A 16320-nucleotide genomic window follows, 5' to 3' on the forward strand; every position below is an offset into this window, starting at 1 on the left:
GGTCGAGCAGTGCGGCTGCCTCCCGCTCGGCGCGGGCCAGGAGCGCCTCCGAGTCGACGCGAGCCGCCCGCAGCAGCCCCGCCCGGACCGGCCGGAGCGCGTCGATCGTCTGGTTGGGGGCCGGGAGCGTCATGACGGCATCACGGCCGTCAGCGGGTGGCGACCCCCGGGCGCCACGGGGTCCGACCCCAGTGCCTCGGCCGCGGCGGGGGTGAGGATCACCAGGTCGACGCTGTCCGGCAGGCTCCGCCAGACCCGGCGTACGTCGTCGGGGCCGTCGGCGGCGAGGACGACAGCTCCGGCCAGGGCCAGACCGGCCACCCGGGCCCGTTCTCCGATGGCGGCGACGCGGCCCATGGTCATGCCTTCCCGATGAGGATGACCGCGACGACCAGACCGTAGATGGCGATGCCCTCGGCCAGGCCGACGATGACCATGGCTCGGCCGAAGAGTTCGGGCCGTTCGCTGAGCGCCGCGAGGGCCGCCGCACCGGTGTAGGCGACGGCGATGCCGGCCCCGATCGTCGCTCCGGCCACCGCGATCGCGGCTCCGATGAGGGCGGCGGATCCGGAGCCGGAGTCCTGTGCCGTTGTGGTCGCGGCCTGCGCGGATCCGCCGCCGAGTGCCAGGGCCAGCACCACGGTGGCGGCCACCAGGAGCACGGCGTCGGCGGCGACCATCCACCACAGGGCCGTCCGGCCCGAGCGCCGCAGCACCAGGCGTACGGCGACGAAGCCCGCGACGATGACGGGCAGGGCCAAGAACCAGGTGATCACGATTCCTCCTCCCTCACGGTGCTGTGGCGGACGACCGCCGCCGCTGCGAGCGGCCCGGCGTCGGCGCCCGGCGCCGTGAGGTGTTCCACAGGCAGGTGCCAGGGCCTGAAGGGGCGGCCTTCGCCCTCGAAGAGCCGGGAGAACAGTTCGTAGAACTCCAGCCGCAGGGCCTGGACACCGGCCACGAGTGCCTCCAGCGAGAAGGCCAGGGCATTGCCGACCAGGAAGACCAGCACCGCTGCGACGACCCCAACTGGGCCCAGGCCCGCCAGCGCCGTCGTGCCGTCCCAGACGATCGCGCCGAGTGCCGCATGGGTCAGCCCGAAGGCCGCGAGCCGCGCGAAGGACACGACGTTCGAGCCGATCCGCACCACCGCGTCGAACAGTTGGATGCCGGTCTGCACGGCGCCGCCCGGGCCGCCCGCCGTGGTCGCGTACAGCCCCACCCCAGCGAGCGCCAGGCCGACAGCCGCGATCACCGCACCCACGACCCCGTACGCGACCTGGCCGAGCCACACGTACCCGGCGACGACGGCGAGACCGAGATAGAGCGTCGCCCCGGCGATCCCGGTCGTCGCGTAGAGGGCCGCTGCCGGTCCGCCCTCCCGCCACCGGTTCACGATGCCCGCGGCGTAGGCGACGGCGAGCAGTACGGCGCCGAGTCCGACGGCGGTGGCCAGCAGCCGCATGGGCTCCTCCAGCGGCTCCAGCCACAGCACCGGCAGTATCCCGGTCGGGCCGAAGAACTCGCCGTACGCCACCCCGGCCAGGGTGGCGGTCAGACCCGCCCCTGCGATGAAGGGCCACAGCGGGCGAAGCATCGCAGCTCGGCGCGGTCGGCCCGCGCGCAGCAGGAATGCGATGGCGACCAGCAGCAGCCCGTGCCCCGCATCGCCGAACATCAGGCCGAACATCACCACGTAGACGAACCCGGCCGCCATCGTGGGGTCGAGGTCGGCGTAGGGCACGGTTCCGTACGTGCTGACCAGAGGCGTGAAAGAGCGGCGCACAGTCGTCGCCGCGTACGCGGAAGGCGCGGTGTCCGCTCCGGTCAGCAAGGTCGGCGGATCGACACCGCGCGGGGCCCGCAGCGGCACCAGCGCGCCCCCGGCACCGGCTATGCGCGCCGCCGTGGCGCCTACCTCCGTCTCGGGACACCAGCCGGCCAGTGCCGCGACCGCCCCGTGCCGGACCGCGCTGCCGAGGCGTTCCTCCAGCTGCGCCTCACCGGCCAGCAGGTCCGTCCGGCCCTCGCGTTCCAGGGCGTCCAGGTCGGGGGGAGCATCGCTGAGAACGGGTCGCGCCGGCTCTGAGCGCACCCGCTGCAGACGCGTCGCCGCGGGCCCGCGGACATCCGGCCCTCCGTCCCCGGCCAGGTCGATCTCGACGCAGCCCGCCTCGGCGATCCGCACCAGGCTTTCCCGCAGCGCCTTCTCAGGGGCCACGATGGCCACCCTGCGCATCCGGACCGGCATCGCTGCCTCAGCCCGGAGCATCGAGCACCTCCGCCGGCCAGTCCCCGGGGCCGCCGCCCCGGGCGGCCAGTTCCAGCGCGCCGCGGGTCCGCCACGCATCGGCGGACAGCAGTGCCACGGCCCCCACCACCGGCTGCGGACCGAAGTGGGCCCGACGCAGCAGTTCCAGGCCGTCCCGCTCGACGGCCTCCCACCACCGTGCCTCCGCCCGCCACAGGTCCGCAGCCTCGTCGACGTCGTCCAGCAGCCACCTCGCGGTGGTCGGAAGCGCCTGCCGGAAATCGGCGTACGACCCCGCGTCCACCGCCCGCAGGCCGAGAAGACGGGCTGCCCGGCGGGTCGAGACGTCCGGCACCCGGCGGCCGACGACGAACACCTCACGGCCGAACAGCAAGGCGAGCCGGGCCGCCGCCCAGCGCGCCACGTCGGGAACGGCGGTGGCGAGACGTACGGCGGCGGAGACCCGCATACCGGTGGCGACCGCGGCGGGGGAGTCGCCCCCGGGGTCGCCCCAGACGGAGGCCGCCAGCGCGGTCCGCAGCTCCGACGGCGTACGGGTACCGGCGAGCCGCGTCCAGGCGATCGCCAGCGCGCCCAGACGGTAGGCCGGGGGACGGAGGCGTTCGGCGCCCGGCTGACGGGAGTCGGCCGCGAGAGCCCTCAGGTGGTGTTCGGTGTTGGAGATTTCGAATCCAGCGGCGAGTGCCCGGATGGCGTCGGCGCCGGCGGCCGGCTGCCAGCCGGCGAGAACCCGCAGATGCCACAGCAGTGTCGCGGAGACCGCACGCTGGGCCTCGGTCGGCGTGGCTCCCGAAGTGACGTCGTGCCGGTATGGCGTGGCCGCCAAGTACCGCAGGGCGTCATCGAGGGTGCGGGACGCGGCTACCTCCCTGATGCCCTCGGCGCCCAGGCACCTGGTTCGCAGAGCGCGGGCCCGGGTCACGCCCGCCACCCATCCGGCGCCCATCACGGACCACCCTCCTGTGGTTCCTCCGGGCCTGGAGCCAGTTGATCCGCCGGTGCGAGCGGCGACGTCTCCTCCGCCGCGAGGTCCTCCCGCACCAGCGCGAGCACATGCTCGGCGAGCGCAGGCGTGCGGTTCCTGGCACGATCGCGTACGGCGACCGCCTCGCGTTCTGCCTCGGTCAGCAGTGCCGCCGCCTCGCCCTCGGCCGCACGCAGCACCTGCTCGGCTGCGTGCGCCCGTACCCGACCGGCCTGCGCACGTGCCTCGGCCACGATCTCCTCGGCCTGCCGTTCGGCTTCCCTCCGACGGGACGCGGCGGTGGCGTCGGCCCGCTCGCGTACGGCCTGGGCTTCCTCCTCCGCCTGTTCGAGCAGGGCCAGGGGCGGCGCGAGTTCGGCATGGAGTTCGGCGGAGCGGTCCACGGGGACACCACTCGGTGCGGCCCGGCCGGGCGACGCCGCCGGCCGGAACCGTGCCAGAAAGTCCCGGAAACCCGTCACGAACTCTCCTCCAGGTGGGCCCAGGCCCCGTTTCCCAGTCTCCTTGGTAGGCGATGGCGTGTCGCGCCGCGCCGGGCCACCTGTCCCGCAAAACGGGCCGTTCGGCCCGCAGGCCGCACCCGTGGATCGATGCGAGACTGACCGCGTAGGTGGACTGTGTCCCCGGGAGGCAGCCATGAGCGACTACGAGCACAGCTCTGCGCAGAAGGAAGCCCGTCGCACCACGCCGCGCCGCCCCTGGACACCTCAGGAGGAACCGCGCCAGGACGCGCTGCGCCGCTACCTCACGGCAGTCGCCGCCGCCGCGTCGGCGAGGAGCACCGAGGGGCCCGAGACCGCTCCCGGGAGCGAGAAGACACGGCCTCCCGCCACGGCTGCACACGAACCGCCCGCCGGTGAACCGGCCATCCTCCGTGTCCGGGACGTCATGCAGGTACCGGCGGCCTCCGTCCCCGGTGACATGCCGTTCCTGGACGTGGCCCACACACTCGGCCGCGAGCAGGTGAGCGCCCTGCCGGTGGTCGACGCCGACGATCACGTGATCGGTGTCGTCTCGGAGTCCGATCTGCTGGCCAAGGCCGCCGTCATGGCGGAACCGCACCGGCACGGACCTGTCGGCAAGCTGCGGCAGCACCACCTCTACGAGAAGAGCCGCGGGGACACGGCAGCCACCTTGATGACCTTCCCGCCGGTCACCGTCCACCCGGCGCAGCGAGTGGCGGACGCAGCGTGGACCGCTGCCCACGCGCGGCTGAAGCGGCTCCCGGTGACCGACCACCACGGCCGGCTCGTCGGTGTGGTGAGCCGACGCGACCTGCTGCGTGCCCTGATCCGTGACGACGCCGAGATCCGGGCCGAGGTCGAATCGCTGATCGGCCGGCATTGGCTGGATCCGCGTGCCGTCGGGGTCGCCGTGGAGAACGGCGTGGTGACCATGACGGGGAGGGTGGACAAGGCCGTTGCCCCCGAACTGCTTGCATCGGTGCGGGACATCGATGACGTGATCGAGGTCGTCGACGACATGGAAGCGTTCTGAGCCGTGATCGTCCGGCTTGGCGGGTTTCACCGGCGGGGGTCGGGGTGGGCCAGCTCGGCGAGAAGCTGTTCGGCCTCCGAGGCGGTGAGCCGCTCTTCGAGCAGCGGCAGGTAGATCTCCTCTTCCTTCGCGAAGTGGACCTTGACCAGTGTGTACAGGCCGTACAGGACGCGTCGCAGTGCGGCCTGGCCTTCGCCGTTGAGCCCGTCCCGGCCCATCGCCTCCCGCAGTGTGCCCAGCTCACGCGCCAGTCGACCGACCTCGGCGTGCTCCCTGGACATGGTTGCGGTCGCTTCTGCGGCGCCCATCACTCGAGCGACCGCCGGGTACAGCACCCGCTCCTCGGCTTCGGCATGCGGGATGAGGTGATCGGCCAGGAAGAGCTGAAGGTCGGCGAGCGCGGTGCCGAGCGCCTCCGGCGTCGCTCGGCCCACGGTATCCGCGACCGTGCGCAGTGCTTCGATGTGTGGCAGCAGGTGCTCGTGCTCGTGGTGCAACTGCTGGGTCAGCGTGGTCACGATCTCCTCCTTGCTCGGCAGGGCTGTGGTGGTCGCCCCTGTCATCAGGCTGGGGAGCTCGACGGCTCGCGCCCCCCCGAGGCGCGGTCCGCTCAGGGCCGCGACGGCCACCTTCGTCGGCGGCTGGTCATCCATGGGGCGCACGTCACTGCATGCGGGTGACGAGGAAGTCGGCGCTGCCGGACAGCGTGGTGAGCCGGGGCGTGTCCTCGTCCTCGATGCGGATGCCCGACCGTTCGCTGAGGACCTCGACAAAACTCAGGAAGTCCAGCGAGTCCATTTCGAGCACCTCGCGGAACTTGTCGTCGGGCGCCAGCGCGGCGACGTCGGCGTCGGGGATGACCGAGGAGATCGATTCCCTGACCATGCCCAGTGCATCGGTTCGGTTCATGTTCACAGTTGCTCCGGGTTCTGCAGAAGGCGGGAGACCGCCGTGAGGTAGCGGGCACCGACGGCACCGTCTGTCGCCCGGTGGTCGGCCGAGAGGGTCGCCGTGACCACGGGGCGCACGCCCAGCAGCCCGTCGACGGCACACGGCCGGTCGACGACCCGCCCGAATCCGACCAGTGCCACTTGTGGCGGGTAGATCACGCCGAAGACGGTCTCCACGCCCTGGTCGCCCAGGTTGGTGACCGTGATCGTGGCGTCGGACACCTCGGAACCGCGCAGCCTGCCGGTGCGGGCCCGGCCGACCAGGTCCCTCAGGGCGGTCATCAGCTGCGGGAGTGCCAGGGTGTCGGCGTTGTGCAGAGCGGGGGCGACGAGCCCGCCGTCGCGCAGGGACACTGCCACGCCGAGGTGGACGCCCTCGCCTGCCGTGAAGTGGTCGTCGGTCCAGAAGCCGTTGAGGTCAGGGACCTCCCGGGCCGCCAGGGCCGCCGCCTTGAGCAGCAGCGCCGCGGGGAGCAGCCGTTCACCGACCGGGCTGCCCCGATTGTGTTCGTGCAGCCAGTCCATCGCGGCGGCCATGTCCACGGTGGTGGAGAGGTAGTAGTGCGGGATGTCCCGGTTGGCGCGGGTCATCAGGCCGGCGATCGCCTGGCGCATGGCTGCCGCCCGGTCTTCGGTCGGGGGCGCGGCAGAAGGCCGTGGAGCGGAAGAACGTGCCGCGGTGACGCCCGCGGGTGCGGGGGCGGGTGCGGGTGGGGTCGACGGGCCGGGGACTGCCCGGCGTACGTCCACGGCACGCACGGCCGACTCCCTGCCCGTCCCCGTCACCGTGGCCACGTCGACGCCCAGTTCGGCGGCGAGCCGCCGGGCGAAGGGAGTCGATCGCACGCGTGGCGGTCGAGAAGTGGTTCGGGCAGCCGCTTCCTCGACGTCGGTCCGGGTGACGCGCCCTCCGGGTCCGGAGCCGTGCAGCGTTTCCAGGTCGACGCCGCTGTGCTCCGCGAGGTGCCGGACCAAGGGGCCCGCCTCGATGTGGCCGCGCTGCCGAGCGGCGGACGGTATCGACGGCACCGGGACCGGGACGGGTCCGGGTGGCGGGGATGGGGCCTCGGAGGGCTCGGCCTTCCTCGACACGTGGGGGACTGGTCCCTTCTCCGCCTTCTCGGCTTCCGTAGGGCCCTCGGGCCTCCTGGTCTTCCCTGCCTTCTCCGGTTCCTGCGGCTTCCCCGCCGTCGGCCCGATCAAGGCGAGGGGAGTGCCCACCGGGACCGTCGCGCCCGGTTCGACGAGCAGCTCCGTCATGGTCCCCGTCTCGAAGCACTCCACCTCGATCGTCGACTTCGCGGTCTCGACGACCGCGACCGGATCGCCCTTGTGGACGAGGTCACCGGGCCCCACCAGCCACTCCAGGAGCGTGCCCTCGTCCATGTCGGCGCCCAGGGACGGCATGGTGAACTCGCCCATGATCAGTCCACCGCCCGGTGGGCCGCCGCGACGATGTCGGCGGTCTGCGGCAGGGCGGCCTCCTCCAGCCGCCTGGCGTACGGCACGGGCACCTCCGCGCTGCACACCCGCTCGACAGGCGCGTCCAGTTCGTAGAACGACTCCTCGGCGATGCGGGCGGACACCTCCGCGGCGAGGCTGCCGGTGCGCCAGCCCTCGTCGATGATCACCGCACGGTGGGTACGGGCCACGGACGCGGCGATGGTCACGCCGTCGAGAGGCCGCAGCGTGCGCAGGTCGATCACTTCCGCGCTGAGCCCCTCGGCGGCCAGCTCGTCCGCCGCCGCAAGAGTCTTGGGCAGCGAACCGCCGTACGTGATCAGGGAGATGTCGGTGCCGGGCCGGTGGATCGCGGCATGGTCCAGGTCCACGGGGGCGGTGGGCGGGAGGAGTTCGCCGGAGGCGTTGTAGAGGCTGCCGTGCTCGAAGATCAGTACGGGGTCGGGATCAGCGAGCGCGGGAGCCAGCATGTGGCGTGCGTCCTCGAGGGTGGCGGGGGCGAGAACGCGGATGCCGGGGATGTGGGCGTACCAGCCCTCCAGGCTGTGTGAGTGCTGAGCGGCGAGTTGCCGTCCGGCGCCCGTGGTCATGCGGATGACCAGCGGCACGGGCAGTTGGCCGCCCGACATGTGCAGCAGGGTGGCGGCGTTGTTGAGGATCTGGTCGAGGGCGAGCAGGCTGAAGTTGACGGTCATGATCTCGACGATCGGCCGCATCCCGGCCAGGGCGGCGCCGATGCCGGCGCCGACGAACGCGGACTCCGACAGCGGGGTGTCGCGGACGCGTTCGGGGCCGAACTCCTCCAGCAGTCCGAGGCTGACGCCGAAGCATCCGCCGTACCGGCCCACGTCCTCGCCCATGAGGAAGACCCGGTCGTCGGCGCGCAGAGCCTCCCGAAGAGCCTCACGCAGCGCCTCCCGGTAGGTCGTCTTCGCTTCCTGCGTTCCGCCGGCGCCCATGGTCAACTCACCACTCCCGTCGACGCACTGGTGACGTGGCGGAGCAGGGTTTCGACCGGCTCCTCGGGTGCCTGTTCGGCTGCTTCCACGGCACGGTCGATCTCGGCGGTGATCTGTTGCTCGATTCGAGCGAGCTCCTTCTCGCCGGGTTCACCGTTCTCGCGCATGCGGTCCATCAGCCGGTTGATCGGGTCCCGGGACTTCCACTGCTCGATCTCCGCCTTGGCGCGGTAGCGGTCCGGGTCGTACATCGAGTGGGCACGGAAGCGGTAGGTGCGCAGCTCCAGGAAGTGCGGTCCGGTACCGGCCCGTACGCCCTCGACCGCCCGTCGGGCGGCCTGCTCGACGGCCTCGACGTCCATGCCGTCCACGGCCCAGGCGGGCATGCCGTAGGAGGCGGCGCGCATCGCCAGGTCGGTCTGCGCGTGCTCCCGGGCGAGCGAGGTGCCCATGGCGTAGAGGTTGTTCTCACAGACGAGCAGCAGAGGCAGACTCCACAGCGCGGCAAGGTTCGCCGTCTCGTGGAACTCGCCCTCGGCGAAGGCCCCGTCGCCGAAGAAGCAGCAGGTGACCCGGGACTTTCCGCGCATTCGGTCGGCAAGTGCGAGTCCGGCGGCGAGCGGAAGCCCGCCGGCGACGATCGCGCTGCCCCCGTAGAAGCGGCGACTCGCGTCGAACAGGTGCATGGATCCGCCCCGGCCGCCGCTGCATCCAGTGGTCCTGCCGTACATCTCGGCCATGACTGCCTCGGCTGTGATGCCGCGCGCCAGGGCGTGCCCGTGTTCGCGGTAGGTGGAGACGACCGCGTCCTCGGGTGTCAGCGCCTCGTTGACGCCGACGGCGACAGCCTCCTCACCGATGTAGAGATGGACGAAGCCGCGGATCTTGGCGGCGCTGTACAGCTCGACGCACCGCTCCTCGAAGCGCCGGATGCGCAGCATTGCCTCCAGCAGGTCCATGCGGTGCCCGGTGCCCGGTCGGTCGGCCGGAGCTCCGGCACTCGCGTTCCGCTTGGGCGCCCCGGTCGTCGCCGTCTTCTTGCCGGATTTCGAAGGCGCCGGGTCCTTCCGCGCGCGGGTGGAGCGGGCCACGCTCATGCGGATCCCTCCAAGGTCGACAAGTCGCCTGTGGGCAGGCCGAGTTCACGTGCACGCAGCAGACGGCGCATCACCTTCCCGCTGCGGGTCTTGGGCAGGTTCTGGTCGAACGCGATTTCCCTGGGAGCGACGGCGGGCCCCAGCTTGCGGCGACCGAAGGCCAGCAACTCCCGCTCCAGATCCGGGGTTGGCCGGACATCGGGGCGCAGCGACACGAACGCCTTGACGACGTTCCCGGCGACCGGGTCGGGCCGTCCGATCACCCCGGCCTCGGCCACTGCCGGGTGCTCCATCAGCGCGCTCTCCACCTCGAAGGGGCCGATCAGATGCCCCGCCGACTTGATGACGTCGTCGGCGCGCCCCACGAACCAGTACCAGCCGTCCGCGTCCCGGCGGACCAGGTCACCGGTCAGGTACCAGCCGTCCGCGAACGCGGCGTCGTAGCGCTCCTTGTCGTGCAGATAGCCGCGGAACATCGACGGCCAGCCCGACCGCAGCGCCAACTCGCCCTCGACATCGGGACTTTCGACCTGCGTGACCCGGCCGTCGGTGACCAGTGCCCGGCCGTCCTCGCCCTGCTTCAGCACCGTCGCGTCGACGCCGGGCAGCGGCCGCCCCATAGAGCCGGGCCGGATGTCGCAGGCCGCGAAGTTCGCGATCATGATGCAGCCGGTCTCCGTCTGCCACCAGTTGTCGTGCACCGGCAGACCCAGCACGTCCCGGCCCCACACGACTGCTTCCGGGTTGAGTGGCTCGCCGACGGAGGCGATGAAGCGCAGGGCCGACAGGTCGTAGGAGCGGGGCAAGTCGTACGGGCCCTGGCGCGGGGTGGCGCGCATGAGCATCCGCAGGGCCGTAGGGGCCGTGTACCAGACGGTGACCCGCTCTTCGCCGAGGATCCGGTACCAGCGCCGGGCGTCGTAGTCGCCCTCGTCTACGACCAGCGTCACGCCGTGGACGAGTGGGGCGACGATCCCGTACGACATGCCGGTGACCCAGCCGGGGTCGGCGGTGCACCAGTACACGTCCTCGGGCTGCAGATCGAGGGCGTACGCGGCCGTGGCGTAATGCGCGACCACGGCCTCGTGGACATGGACCGCACCTTTCGGTGTGCCGGTGGTGCCGCTGGTGAAGTGCAGCAGGGCCATGTCGTCGGGCGAGGTCGGCGGGATGGTGAAGGTGTCCGGGGCGGCGGACATCATGTCGTTGAAGGAGGCCGTGCCGGGCAGCTCCTCCGCGCCGGGGCCGACGATCAGGACGTGTTTGAGGCCGGGAACGGACGCCCGGCGCTCGGCGACCTTGCGCCGGTACAGGGCCGCGGTGGTGACCAGGACCTGGGCGTCGCCGAGACCCAGCCGCTGCTCCACCGGGTCGGGGCCGAACGCGGAGAAGAGCGGGCAGACCACGCTGGTGTTCTTCAGCGTGCCCAGCACCGTGGTGTAGAGCTCGGGGCAGCGGCCCAGCAGCGTGAACACACGGTCCCCGTGGCTGACGCCGAGTGACCGCAGGACGTTCGCGAAGCGGGATGTACGACGGGCCAGTTCCGCGTAGGTGACAGTCGAGACGGAATCGTCCCGGGCCACGCACCGCAGCGCGACCTTGTCCGCGCGCTCCGAGGCGGCGTGCCGGTCGACCGCCTCGTGGGCCATGTTGAGCCCTCCGCCGGGCAGCCCGGCCAGTGCGGTGCGCGCCTGCGACCAGGTGAAGTCGGAGCGGACCCGGTCGTAGTCGGTGAGACGGGGTGGGACGACCGGTGCGGTGTCCTTGTGGATCGTTTCCCAGTGCATGGATGCTCCTCCCGGCACTGCCCCGATCTCCAGAGTCGCCGAGCCCGGCCCTTGCCGCATTTCGGCCGGAGGACACGGACCGGTTGTGGCATACTGCCGCGCTGCCGACGCTCATGGAGCCGAGGGCCGCCCGCTTCTTGCGGGCCCGAATCGCACGGTGCGCGGTTTCGCTCCGCTTCGCCGTGTCTCCTTGTGGCCCTCGGCTCAATTCCATGGGACCGCCGCTCGCCGACGGGTTGTAGGGCCGGACGGCCCTGACCGAGGATCCGGTTGGTCCGTTCAGGCTCCTGCCGGCGGACGGTTCACCCGCGCTGCAGCACGACTTTGAGGGCGCCCGTGCTGGTGCCGTGTGCGAACACGTCGTAGGCGTCCTCCATCCGATCGAGGCCGTAGGAGTGGGTGACCAGCTGGGAGACGTGCAGGCGTCCGTACCTCACCAGCTCCAGCAGCCACGGTGTCGAGGACGTGTCCACCTGGCCCGTGCTGATCATCACGTTCTTGCGCCACAGTGCTTCGAGATGCAGCGTGACCGGTTTGCCGTGCGTGCCGATGTTGGCGATGTGACCGCCTGTGCGGACGGCGCGGGTGCACAGGACGAAGCCCTCCGGTTCACCTGACGCTTCGATGACCACGTCGGCCCCCGGTCCCTCGGAGAGGTCGGCGATCATTTTCCCCGGCAGTTCGGCGGCATCGGCACCCACACGGAGGGCGGCTTCCAGCCGTGCGGCGGACAGGTCCGTCACGATGACCCGGCGGGGCGAGTAGAGCCGCGCGATGACCGCCGCGGCGAGACCGACGGGACCCGCGCCCACCACGACGACGGTGTCTCCCGGGCCCACATGCCCGTTCCGCACCCCGACCTCGTAGGCGGTGGGGAGGACTTCGGCGAGCAGGACGGCGTCGCTGAGCGCCAGGGCATCGGGCCGCCGTCGCGCCGAGTAGTCGGCGAAGGGGACCCACACGAACTCGGCCTGTGTTCCGTTGACCAGGTTCCCGAGGATCCAGCCCCCGCCGCCGTGGCACTGTCCGAGCATGCTGTCCCGGCAGAATTCACAGCGGCCGCAGGCCGAGACGGACGACACGATCACTTGATCGCCCGGAGTGAGGGAGTGGACCTCGTGGCCGACGCTCAGCACTTCGCCGACCGCCTCGTGGCCGAGGACGGTTCCCGGCTTCACCTCGGGCAGGTCTCCGCGCAGGATGTGCAGATCGGTGCCGCAGACGGTGGTGGCGTCGACGCGCACGACGGCGTCGGCAGGGTCCTCGATCCCCGGATCCGTGACCGTGTCCCAGGAGATCTGTCCGGGGCTGTGGTAGACGAGGGCTCGCATGGTCACCCACTCCTTGGCTGACTCGGCCGGCTCTCTCCACCGTCGCCCTGGAGGGATGCCCGGGCAACCGGGATCAGCACTCCGTCGGACTCCCCGGGGCCGTCGGGCTCCGGCGCTCGCGGTTCATGGCCGGATGGGTGGGGGTGCCGCTGCGCCGATCAGCGAGAGCCAGCCGACCAGCCCGGCTTGGTCGGTGGTCCCGCATCGGAAGCCGACATGGCCGTCCGGGCGGACGGCCACCAGACCGTGACCGGGGCTGTTCGTCAGCCGGAGGACATGGATGTGGGGACCGGTCACAGCGTCCGGCAGCCCCTCGGCGTCGCGTTGCAGTAGGAGGTGCACACCTGGACGGGCCAGTAGTTGGTGCAGCCGCCTGGGAGGTCCTCCGACGCTGACGGTTGCGTCCGGCAGGCGGTCGCCTGGGCGAGGAGCGCCCCGCAGGCGCGGTGTTCCCTCCACCGACAGGGGGCTGCGTCGGTAGTTGACCCGCAACTGGGAGATGACCCGGAGCGCCTCGGCGATCAGCCGTCGCTGCCCCAGGAGGACGGGTATGGCCGGGGTAGCGAGCGAAGCGGCCACCGCGCGCAGCCATGAGGGAATCAGGCCGGTCGACGCCTCTGCCCAGAACGCGGTGTGAGTGAGGATCATCCGTCGGTGGGCAGCGGGCCTGCGCTCTCTCTCATAGGAGTCGAGCAGCACGTCTGTGCCTGGCACGTCTGCGGACTCCCCGCTGAAGCGGCCCGCCGCGAAGCCGAGCTTCCAGCCGAGATTGACCGCGTCCTGGATGCCGGCGTTCATGCCCTGGCCGGTGGCCGGCGAGTAGTTGTGTGCCGCGTCCCCCGCGAGGAAGAGCCGCCCCTGGCGGAACCGCCGGGCGAGCGCACACTGCAGCGGAACCCGCGCGGACCACGCGAGGTGCTCGATACCTGCCGGAAGCCCCGCGTCTTCCAGGAGGCGCTGGACCTCGGCTCTCGGGACGGCGGCTCCGGGCTGGCCGAAGCTCTGCCCGGGTTCGCCCGTGGACGCCCGCGTGGCCAGCAGTCGCCAGGTGGCCTGCTCTCCGAGCGGGAAGAGGAACAACAGCCCTTGGCGCCCCACGTAGAGCTGGGCACCAGAAGGACCGGACGGCCCCGAAGGTCCGGAGATGGCATCGGGCTCGAGGTCGGCGAGGACCACCTCTGCGGCGTAGGGCCTGCCGTGCCACCCGATACCAGCGCAGGACCGCACGGTACTGGCCGGCCCGTCGCAGCCGGCGACGAAGGGACAGCGGACCTCCTCGATGCCGTGCGCCGATCGCAGCACGGCCCACGCACTGTGCCCGTCGTCGCGGGCAGTGATCAGTTCGGTTCCCCGTTCCACCGTTACCCCGCGGTCGGCGAGCGCCTGCGTCAGCACTGTTTCGACGTCCATCTGCCGCAGGAGTGACAGATGGGGGAACGCCGTGTCGGGCAGCGCGAGGTCCGCGAGCCTGGTTTCGACGACGCGGGAGCCGAGATGCAGGTGGGCCGTCGGGGCAGTGTCCGCCACCTCCAGCAGGGCGTCCGTGACGCCGAGTGGGCGCAGGACTTCCAAGCTGCGTGGATGCAGGATGAGCGCGCGGGAGGGCCGGAACGGCTCGGGACGTCGCTCGACGACCCGGACCCGTGCTCCGTGGTCATGAGCCTGTAGCGCCAGGGTGAGGCCGGTCGTGCCGGCCCCGACGACCAGGATGTCCACCGCTGTCGTCATACCCCGGCCTGGATGCGCCACCATGCCGCGGCGTCGTGCGAAACGAGATCCTCGATCAGCCCGGGGTCTGCGATCACGTCGTCGCGGCGCACGCCGGGGAGCACGGTGTAGCTGATCGAGCCGGGCACGCTGACCAGAGCCAGAACCCGCCACAGGGAACGCGCGTAGTGCTCGGCGCGCTCCCGGCCGTCCCACTCGTACACGCCGCGGTAGCGGTCGTGCTCGTCGTGGGCCAGCCACAGCTTCGAGGTGAAACCGGGGAAGCCCACGAACAGTGGCGTGTTCAGCAGGCTCTCCCTGCGGAACAGTGCGTGCGCGGGCCCGCGGACCAGGCGCAACCTGAAGGTGACCACCAGTGTGCAGGGGTCCTTCGCCAGGCCGCTGCCGAGGCGGGTTTCCCGGTACACCCGGGCCGAGGTGCCATCGGCGAAGCGCAGCCCCATTCCCACCCGTTCCTTCGGGAGGCGGATTCGGCGCCGCGTGAGCAGGGGGAAGGTGGTGAGGAAGCATGCGGCCACGGCTCGCCAAGCCTCGCCAGGGGGAAGCGGTCTCTGTTCACCCATGGTGGCCTCCTCCCGAAGAGCCTAAGTGAGCCTGCGATGCCCGGTGCTGCCCCGCCCACTGGGCCTGGGTTCTGCCCGTACAACCACCATGAAGGACGGCACCACGTCCCGCGAAACCTGGAGAGGCGCACCGGCGACCAACGGTCGTGCCCGGATACCTGGGCATGACCGCTCCTCTAGTCCGGCTCCATATAGGGGCGGCGGAAGACCGGGGCCTGGCCGGTGCCCCACGGGCGTACGGCAGCCAGTGCTTGGGCGACCGCGGACTCCAGCGGACCGCTGGTGTCGACGGCGACGGCCTCGGGCCACGGCGATTCCCTGGCCGCCATGGCGGTGGCGACGTCGAAGTCGGCGTCGGACGGTCCGGGGGCGCGTGTGCTCAGGCGGGCCGCTGACACGTCGCCCGGCACATGGCAGTGCAGGGCCACCAGGTCGGCGCTGGTGCGTTCGGCCATGCGCAGCGCCGCTTCTCGCTGTGCCGCGTCGGACCAGGTGGCGTCCAGGACGACGGACTCGCCGGAGGACAGCAGGGCGGCCGCGCGGTCGAGCAGGGTGACGTAGGTCCTGGCCGTCCACTGGGGCGTGTACAGGCCCTCTCCGTAGTCGGCGGCCGCGGACTGCTCGGCGGGGATGCCCGCCAGCTCCTTGCGGAGGCGGTCGCTGCTGAGCAGCGTGACCCCCAGCCGGTCGGCCAGCGCCCCGGCGAGGGTGGACTTCCCGCTGCCGGGCAGCCCGCCGACGAGCGTCAGACCCACGGCGGAGGTGCGCAGGTGGCGCAAGGTTGTCGAGACCAGCCGTCGTGATGCCGTCTCTGCGTCCGGCGCGCCCTGGCGGGCCTGGATCAGGGAGACCTTGGCCCGCACGAAGGCGCGGTAGGCGACGTAGTGGTGCCACAGGGAAGGGGGTGCGGGGTCGCCGGAGTACTCGCTGTACTGGGCGAGGAAGTACGCGGCGGCCTGAGGGGCGCCGAGCTGTTCCAGGTCCATGGCGAGGAAGGCGGCGTCATCGAGACCGTCGACGTAGCGCAGGTGGTCGTCGAACTCCAGGCAGTCCAGGACGCGAGGCCCGTCGCCGAGGCAGAAGATGTCCTCGGCGAGCAGGTCGCCGTGGCCGTCGACCACCCGTCCCTGGGCGATGCGGGAGTCGAACAACCGCTTGCGGCCGGTGAGATAGAGGCGTACCAGCTGCTCGATCTCCGCCATCCCGTCGGGCACGTGGCCGTCGTCGGTCAGTGCGCGGACCTGCGCGAAGCTGGCCTCCCAACGCGACGACAGCGCGTCCCGCGTGCCTTGTTCGTCGATGTCCCGGCCGTGGGGCGCCTGCGCGTGCCACGCGGCGAGGTGTCGGGCGACGGCCCGCAGGACGTCGTCGACGGCGGCCCCTTCGCGTACCAGACGGGACAGGCGGCGGTCCGCCGGCATGCGGCGCATCACCACGAGTGGTTCGGGCGTCTCCGCGTCGGGGCTGCGGATTACGCCCAGGCCCAGGTAGACGTCGGGAGCGAAGCGGCGGTTGAGAGCGACTTCGCGTTCGCACGCGGCCCGGCGAGCCGCGACCGTGGTGTAGTCCAGGAATCCCAGATCCACTGGCTTCTTGAGCTTGTAGGCGCGGTCGCCGGCGAAGAACACGATCGCGGTGTGCGTCTCGCACACCTCCGCACGCGGCAGCGGCTCACCGTCATGCCGGGCAC

The 16320-nt window shown here is 71.7% G+C and carries 16 protein-coding genes; 1 reads left to right on the plus strand and 15 read right to left on the minus strand.

What is annotated here, in order from left to right:
• Positions 1–129 precede the first annotated feature (129 nt).
• The 5 genes from STRIP9103_RS25460 to STRIP9103_RS25480 are packed head-to-tail and all read right to left on the minus strand — an operon-like array spanning position 130 to position 3718.
• On the minus strand, positions 130–363 hold the full coding sequence (locus STRIP9103_RS25460; protein ID WP_009322817.1) for a hypothetical protein: 234 nt from the start codon (positions 361–363) through the stop codon (positions 130–132).
• Entirely contained in the window at positions 360–776 is a 417-nt protein-coding gene (locus STRIP9103_RS25465) for an ATP synthase subunit C (protein WP_009322764.1), read from the minus strand. The genes STRIP9103_RS25460 and STRIP9103_RS25465 overlap by 4 nt, the downstream gene beginning before the upstream one ends.
• Positions 773–2221 (minus strand): V-type ATPase 116kDa subunit family protein, encoded by a 1449-nt coding sequence (locus STRIP9103_RS25470; protein WP_234022286.1) that lies wholly within the window; start codon positions 2219–2221, stop codon positions 773–775. The genes STRIP9103_RS25465 and STRIP9103_RS25470 overlap by 4 nt, the downstream gene beginning before the upstream one ends.
• 37 nt (positions 2222–2258) lie before the next feature.
• A complete protein-coding gene (locus tag STRIP9103_RS25475) occupies positions 2259–3218 on the minus strand; it encodes a V0D/AC39 family V-type ATPase subunit (RefSeq protein ID WP_048820962.1) in 960 nt (319 codons plus the stop codon).
• Complete coding sequence (locus tag STRIP9103_RS25480) at positions 3218–3718, minus strand: hypothetical protein (RefSeq protein WP_009322876.1); 501 nt, start codon at positions 3716–3718, stop codon at positions 3218–3220. The genes STRIP9103_RS25475 and STRIP9103_RS25480 overlap by 1 nt, the downstream gene beginning before the upstream one ends.
• 175 nt (positions 3719–3893) lie before the next feature.
• Here STRIP9103_RS25480 and STRIP9103_RS25485 point away from each other — a divergent pair, with 175 nt between their 5' ends.
• Positions 3894–4754, plus strand: coding sequence for a CBS domain-containing protein (locus tag STRIP9103_RS25485; protein WP_009322788.1), 861 nt, complete (start codon positions 3894–3896; stop codon positions 4752–4754).
• Positions 4755–4780: 26 nt separating this feature from the next.
• On the opposite strand, the gene STRIP9103_RS25490 is transcribed toward STRIP9103_RS25485, so the two are convergent.
• From STRIP9103_RS25490 to STRIP9103_RS25535, 10 genes are all read right to left on the minus strand, one after another.
• Positions 4781–5407: a hemerythrin domain-containing protein gene (locus STRIP9103_RS25490; protein WP_009322765.1), complete on the minus strand. Its 627-nt coding sequence runs from the start codon at positions 5405–5407 to the stop codon at positions 4781–4783.
• A gap of 10 nt (positions 5408–5417) precedes the next feature.
• Entirely contained in the window at positions 5418–5663 is a 246-nt protein-coding gene (locus STRIP9103_RS25495; RefSeq protein WP_048820963.1) for an acyl carrier protein, read from the minus strand.
• A gap of 2 nt (positions 5664–5665) precedes the next feature.
• Positions 5666–7126 carry a dihydrolipoamide acetyltransferase family protein gene (locus STRIP9103_RS25500; protein WP_009322819.1) on the minus strand — a complete coding sequence of 487 codons (1461 nt, stop codon included), beginning with the start codon at positions 7124–7126 and terminating at the stop codon, positions 5666–5668.
• Between the two features lie 2 nt (positions 7127–7128).
• Positions 7129–8124 (minus strand): alpha-ketoacid dehydrogenase subunit beta, encoded by a 996-nt coding sequence (locus tag STRIP9103_RS25505; protein WP_009322825.1) that lies wholly within the window; start codon positions 8122–8124, stop codon positions 7129–7131.
• Positions 8125–8126: 2 nt separating this feature from the next.
• Complete coding sequence (gene pdhA / locus STRIP9103_RS25510; protein WP_009322762.1) at positions 8127–9221, minus strand: pyruvate dehydrogenase (acetyl-transferring) E1 component subunit alpha; 1095 nt, start codon at positions 9219–9221, stop codon at positions 8127–8129.
• Entirely contained in the window at positions 9218–11008 is a 1791-nt protein-coding gene (gene acsA / locus STRIP9103_RS25515) for an acetate--CoA ligase (RefSeq protein WP_009322867.1), read from the minus strand. Before acsA ends, pdhA begins: the two co-directional genes overlap by 4 nt.
• A 302-nt stretch (positions 11009–11310) precedes the next feature.
• Positions 11311–12339 (minus strand): alcohol dehydrogenase catalytic domain-containing protein, encoded by a 1029-nt coding sequence (locus STRIP9103_RS25520; RefSeq protein ID WP_009322829.1) that lies wholly within the window; start codon positions 12337–12339, stop codon positions 11311–11313.
• Positions 12340–12462: 123 nt separating this feature from the next.
• Entirely contained in the window at positions 12463–14067 is a 1605-nt protein-coding gene (locus STRIP9103_RS25525) for an FAD-dependent monooxygenase (protein ID WP_234022287.1), read from the minus strand.
• Positions 14064–14510 carry a hypothetical protein gene (locus STRIP9103_RS25530; RefSeq protein ID WP_234022288.1) on the minus strand — a complete coding sequence of 149 codons (447 nt, stop codon included), beginning with the start codon at positions 14508–14510 and terminating at the stop codon, positions 14064–14066. The genes STRIP9103_RS25525 and STRIP9103_RS25530 overlap by 4 nt, the downstream gene beginning before the upstream one ends.
• A gap of 296 nt (positions 14511–14806) precedes the next feature.
• A complete protein-coding gene (locus tag STRIP9103_RS25535) occupies positions 14807–16282 on the minus strand; it encodes a bifunctional aminoglycoside phosphotransferase/ATP-binding protein (protein WP_048820965.1) in 1476 nt (491 codons plus the stop codon).
• Positions 16283–16320 lie beyond the last annotated feature (38 nt).

The organism is Streptomyces ipomoeae 91-03 (genome assembly GCF_000317595.1).
Taxonomy (GTDB): Bacteria; Actinomycetota; Actinomycetes; order Streptomycetales; family Streptomycetaceae; genus Streptomyces; species Streptomyces ipomoeae.

What these genes read in the sequence shown, in the direction of transcription:
- STRIP9103_RS25460 (WP_009322817.1), bottom strand. Translation starts at nt 363, where the DNA reads ATGACCATGGGCCGCGTCGCCGCCATCGGAGAACGGGCCCGGGTGGCC.
- STRIP9103_RS25475 (WP_048820962.1), bottom strand. Translation starts at nt 3,218, where the DNA reads ATGGGCGCCGGATGGGTGGCGGGCGTGACCCGGGCCCGCGCTCTGCGA.
- STRIP9103_RS25485 (WP_009322788.1), top strand. Translation starts at nt 3,894, where the DNA reads ATGAGCGACTACGAGCACAGCTCTGCGCAGAAGGAAGCCCGTCGCACC.
- STRIP9103_RS25490 (WP_009322765.1), bottom strand. Translation starts at nt 5,407, where the DNA reads ATGGATGACCAGCCGCCGACGAAGGTGGCCGTCGCGGCCCTGAGCGGA.
- STRIP9103_RS25495 (WP_048820963.1), bottom strand. Translation starts at nt 5,663, where the DNA reads ATGAACCGAACCGATGCACTGGGCATGGTCAGGGAATCGATCTCCTCG.
- STRIP9103_RS25500 (WP_009322819.1), bottom strand. Translation starts at nt 7,126, where the DNA reads ATGGGCGAGTTCACCATGCCGTCCCTGGGCGCCGACATGGACGAGGGC.
- STRIP9103_RS25505 (WP_009322825.1), bottom strand. Translation starts at nt 8,124, where the DNA reads ATGGGCGCCGGCGGAACGCAGGAAGCGAAGACGACCTACCGGGAGGCG.
- pdhA (WP_009322762.1), bottom strand. Translation starts at nt 9,221, where the DNA reads ATGAGCGTGGCCCGCTCCACCCGCGCGCGGAAGGACCCGGCGCCTTCG.
- acsA (WP_009322867.1), bottom strand. Translation starts at nt 11,008, where the DNA reads ATGCACTGGGAAACGATCCACAAGGACACCGCACCGGTCGTCCCACCC.
- STRIP9103_RS25520 (WP_009322829.1), bottom strand. Translation starts at nt 12,339, where the DNA reads ATGCGAGCCCTCGTCTACCACAGCCCCGGACAGATCTCCTGGGACACG.
- STRIP9103_RS25525 (WP_234022287.1), bottom strand. Translation starts at nt 14,067, where the DNA reads ATGACGACAGCGGTGGACATCCTGGTCGTCGGGGCCGGCACGACCGGC.
- STRIP9103_RS25530 (WP_234022288.1), bottom strand. Translation starts at nt 14,510, where the DNA reads ATGGGGCTGCGCTTCGCCGATGGCACCTCGGCCCGGGTGTACCGGGAA.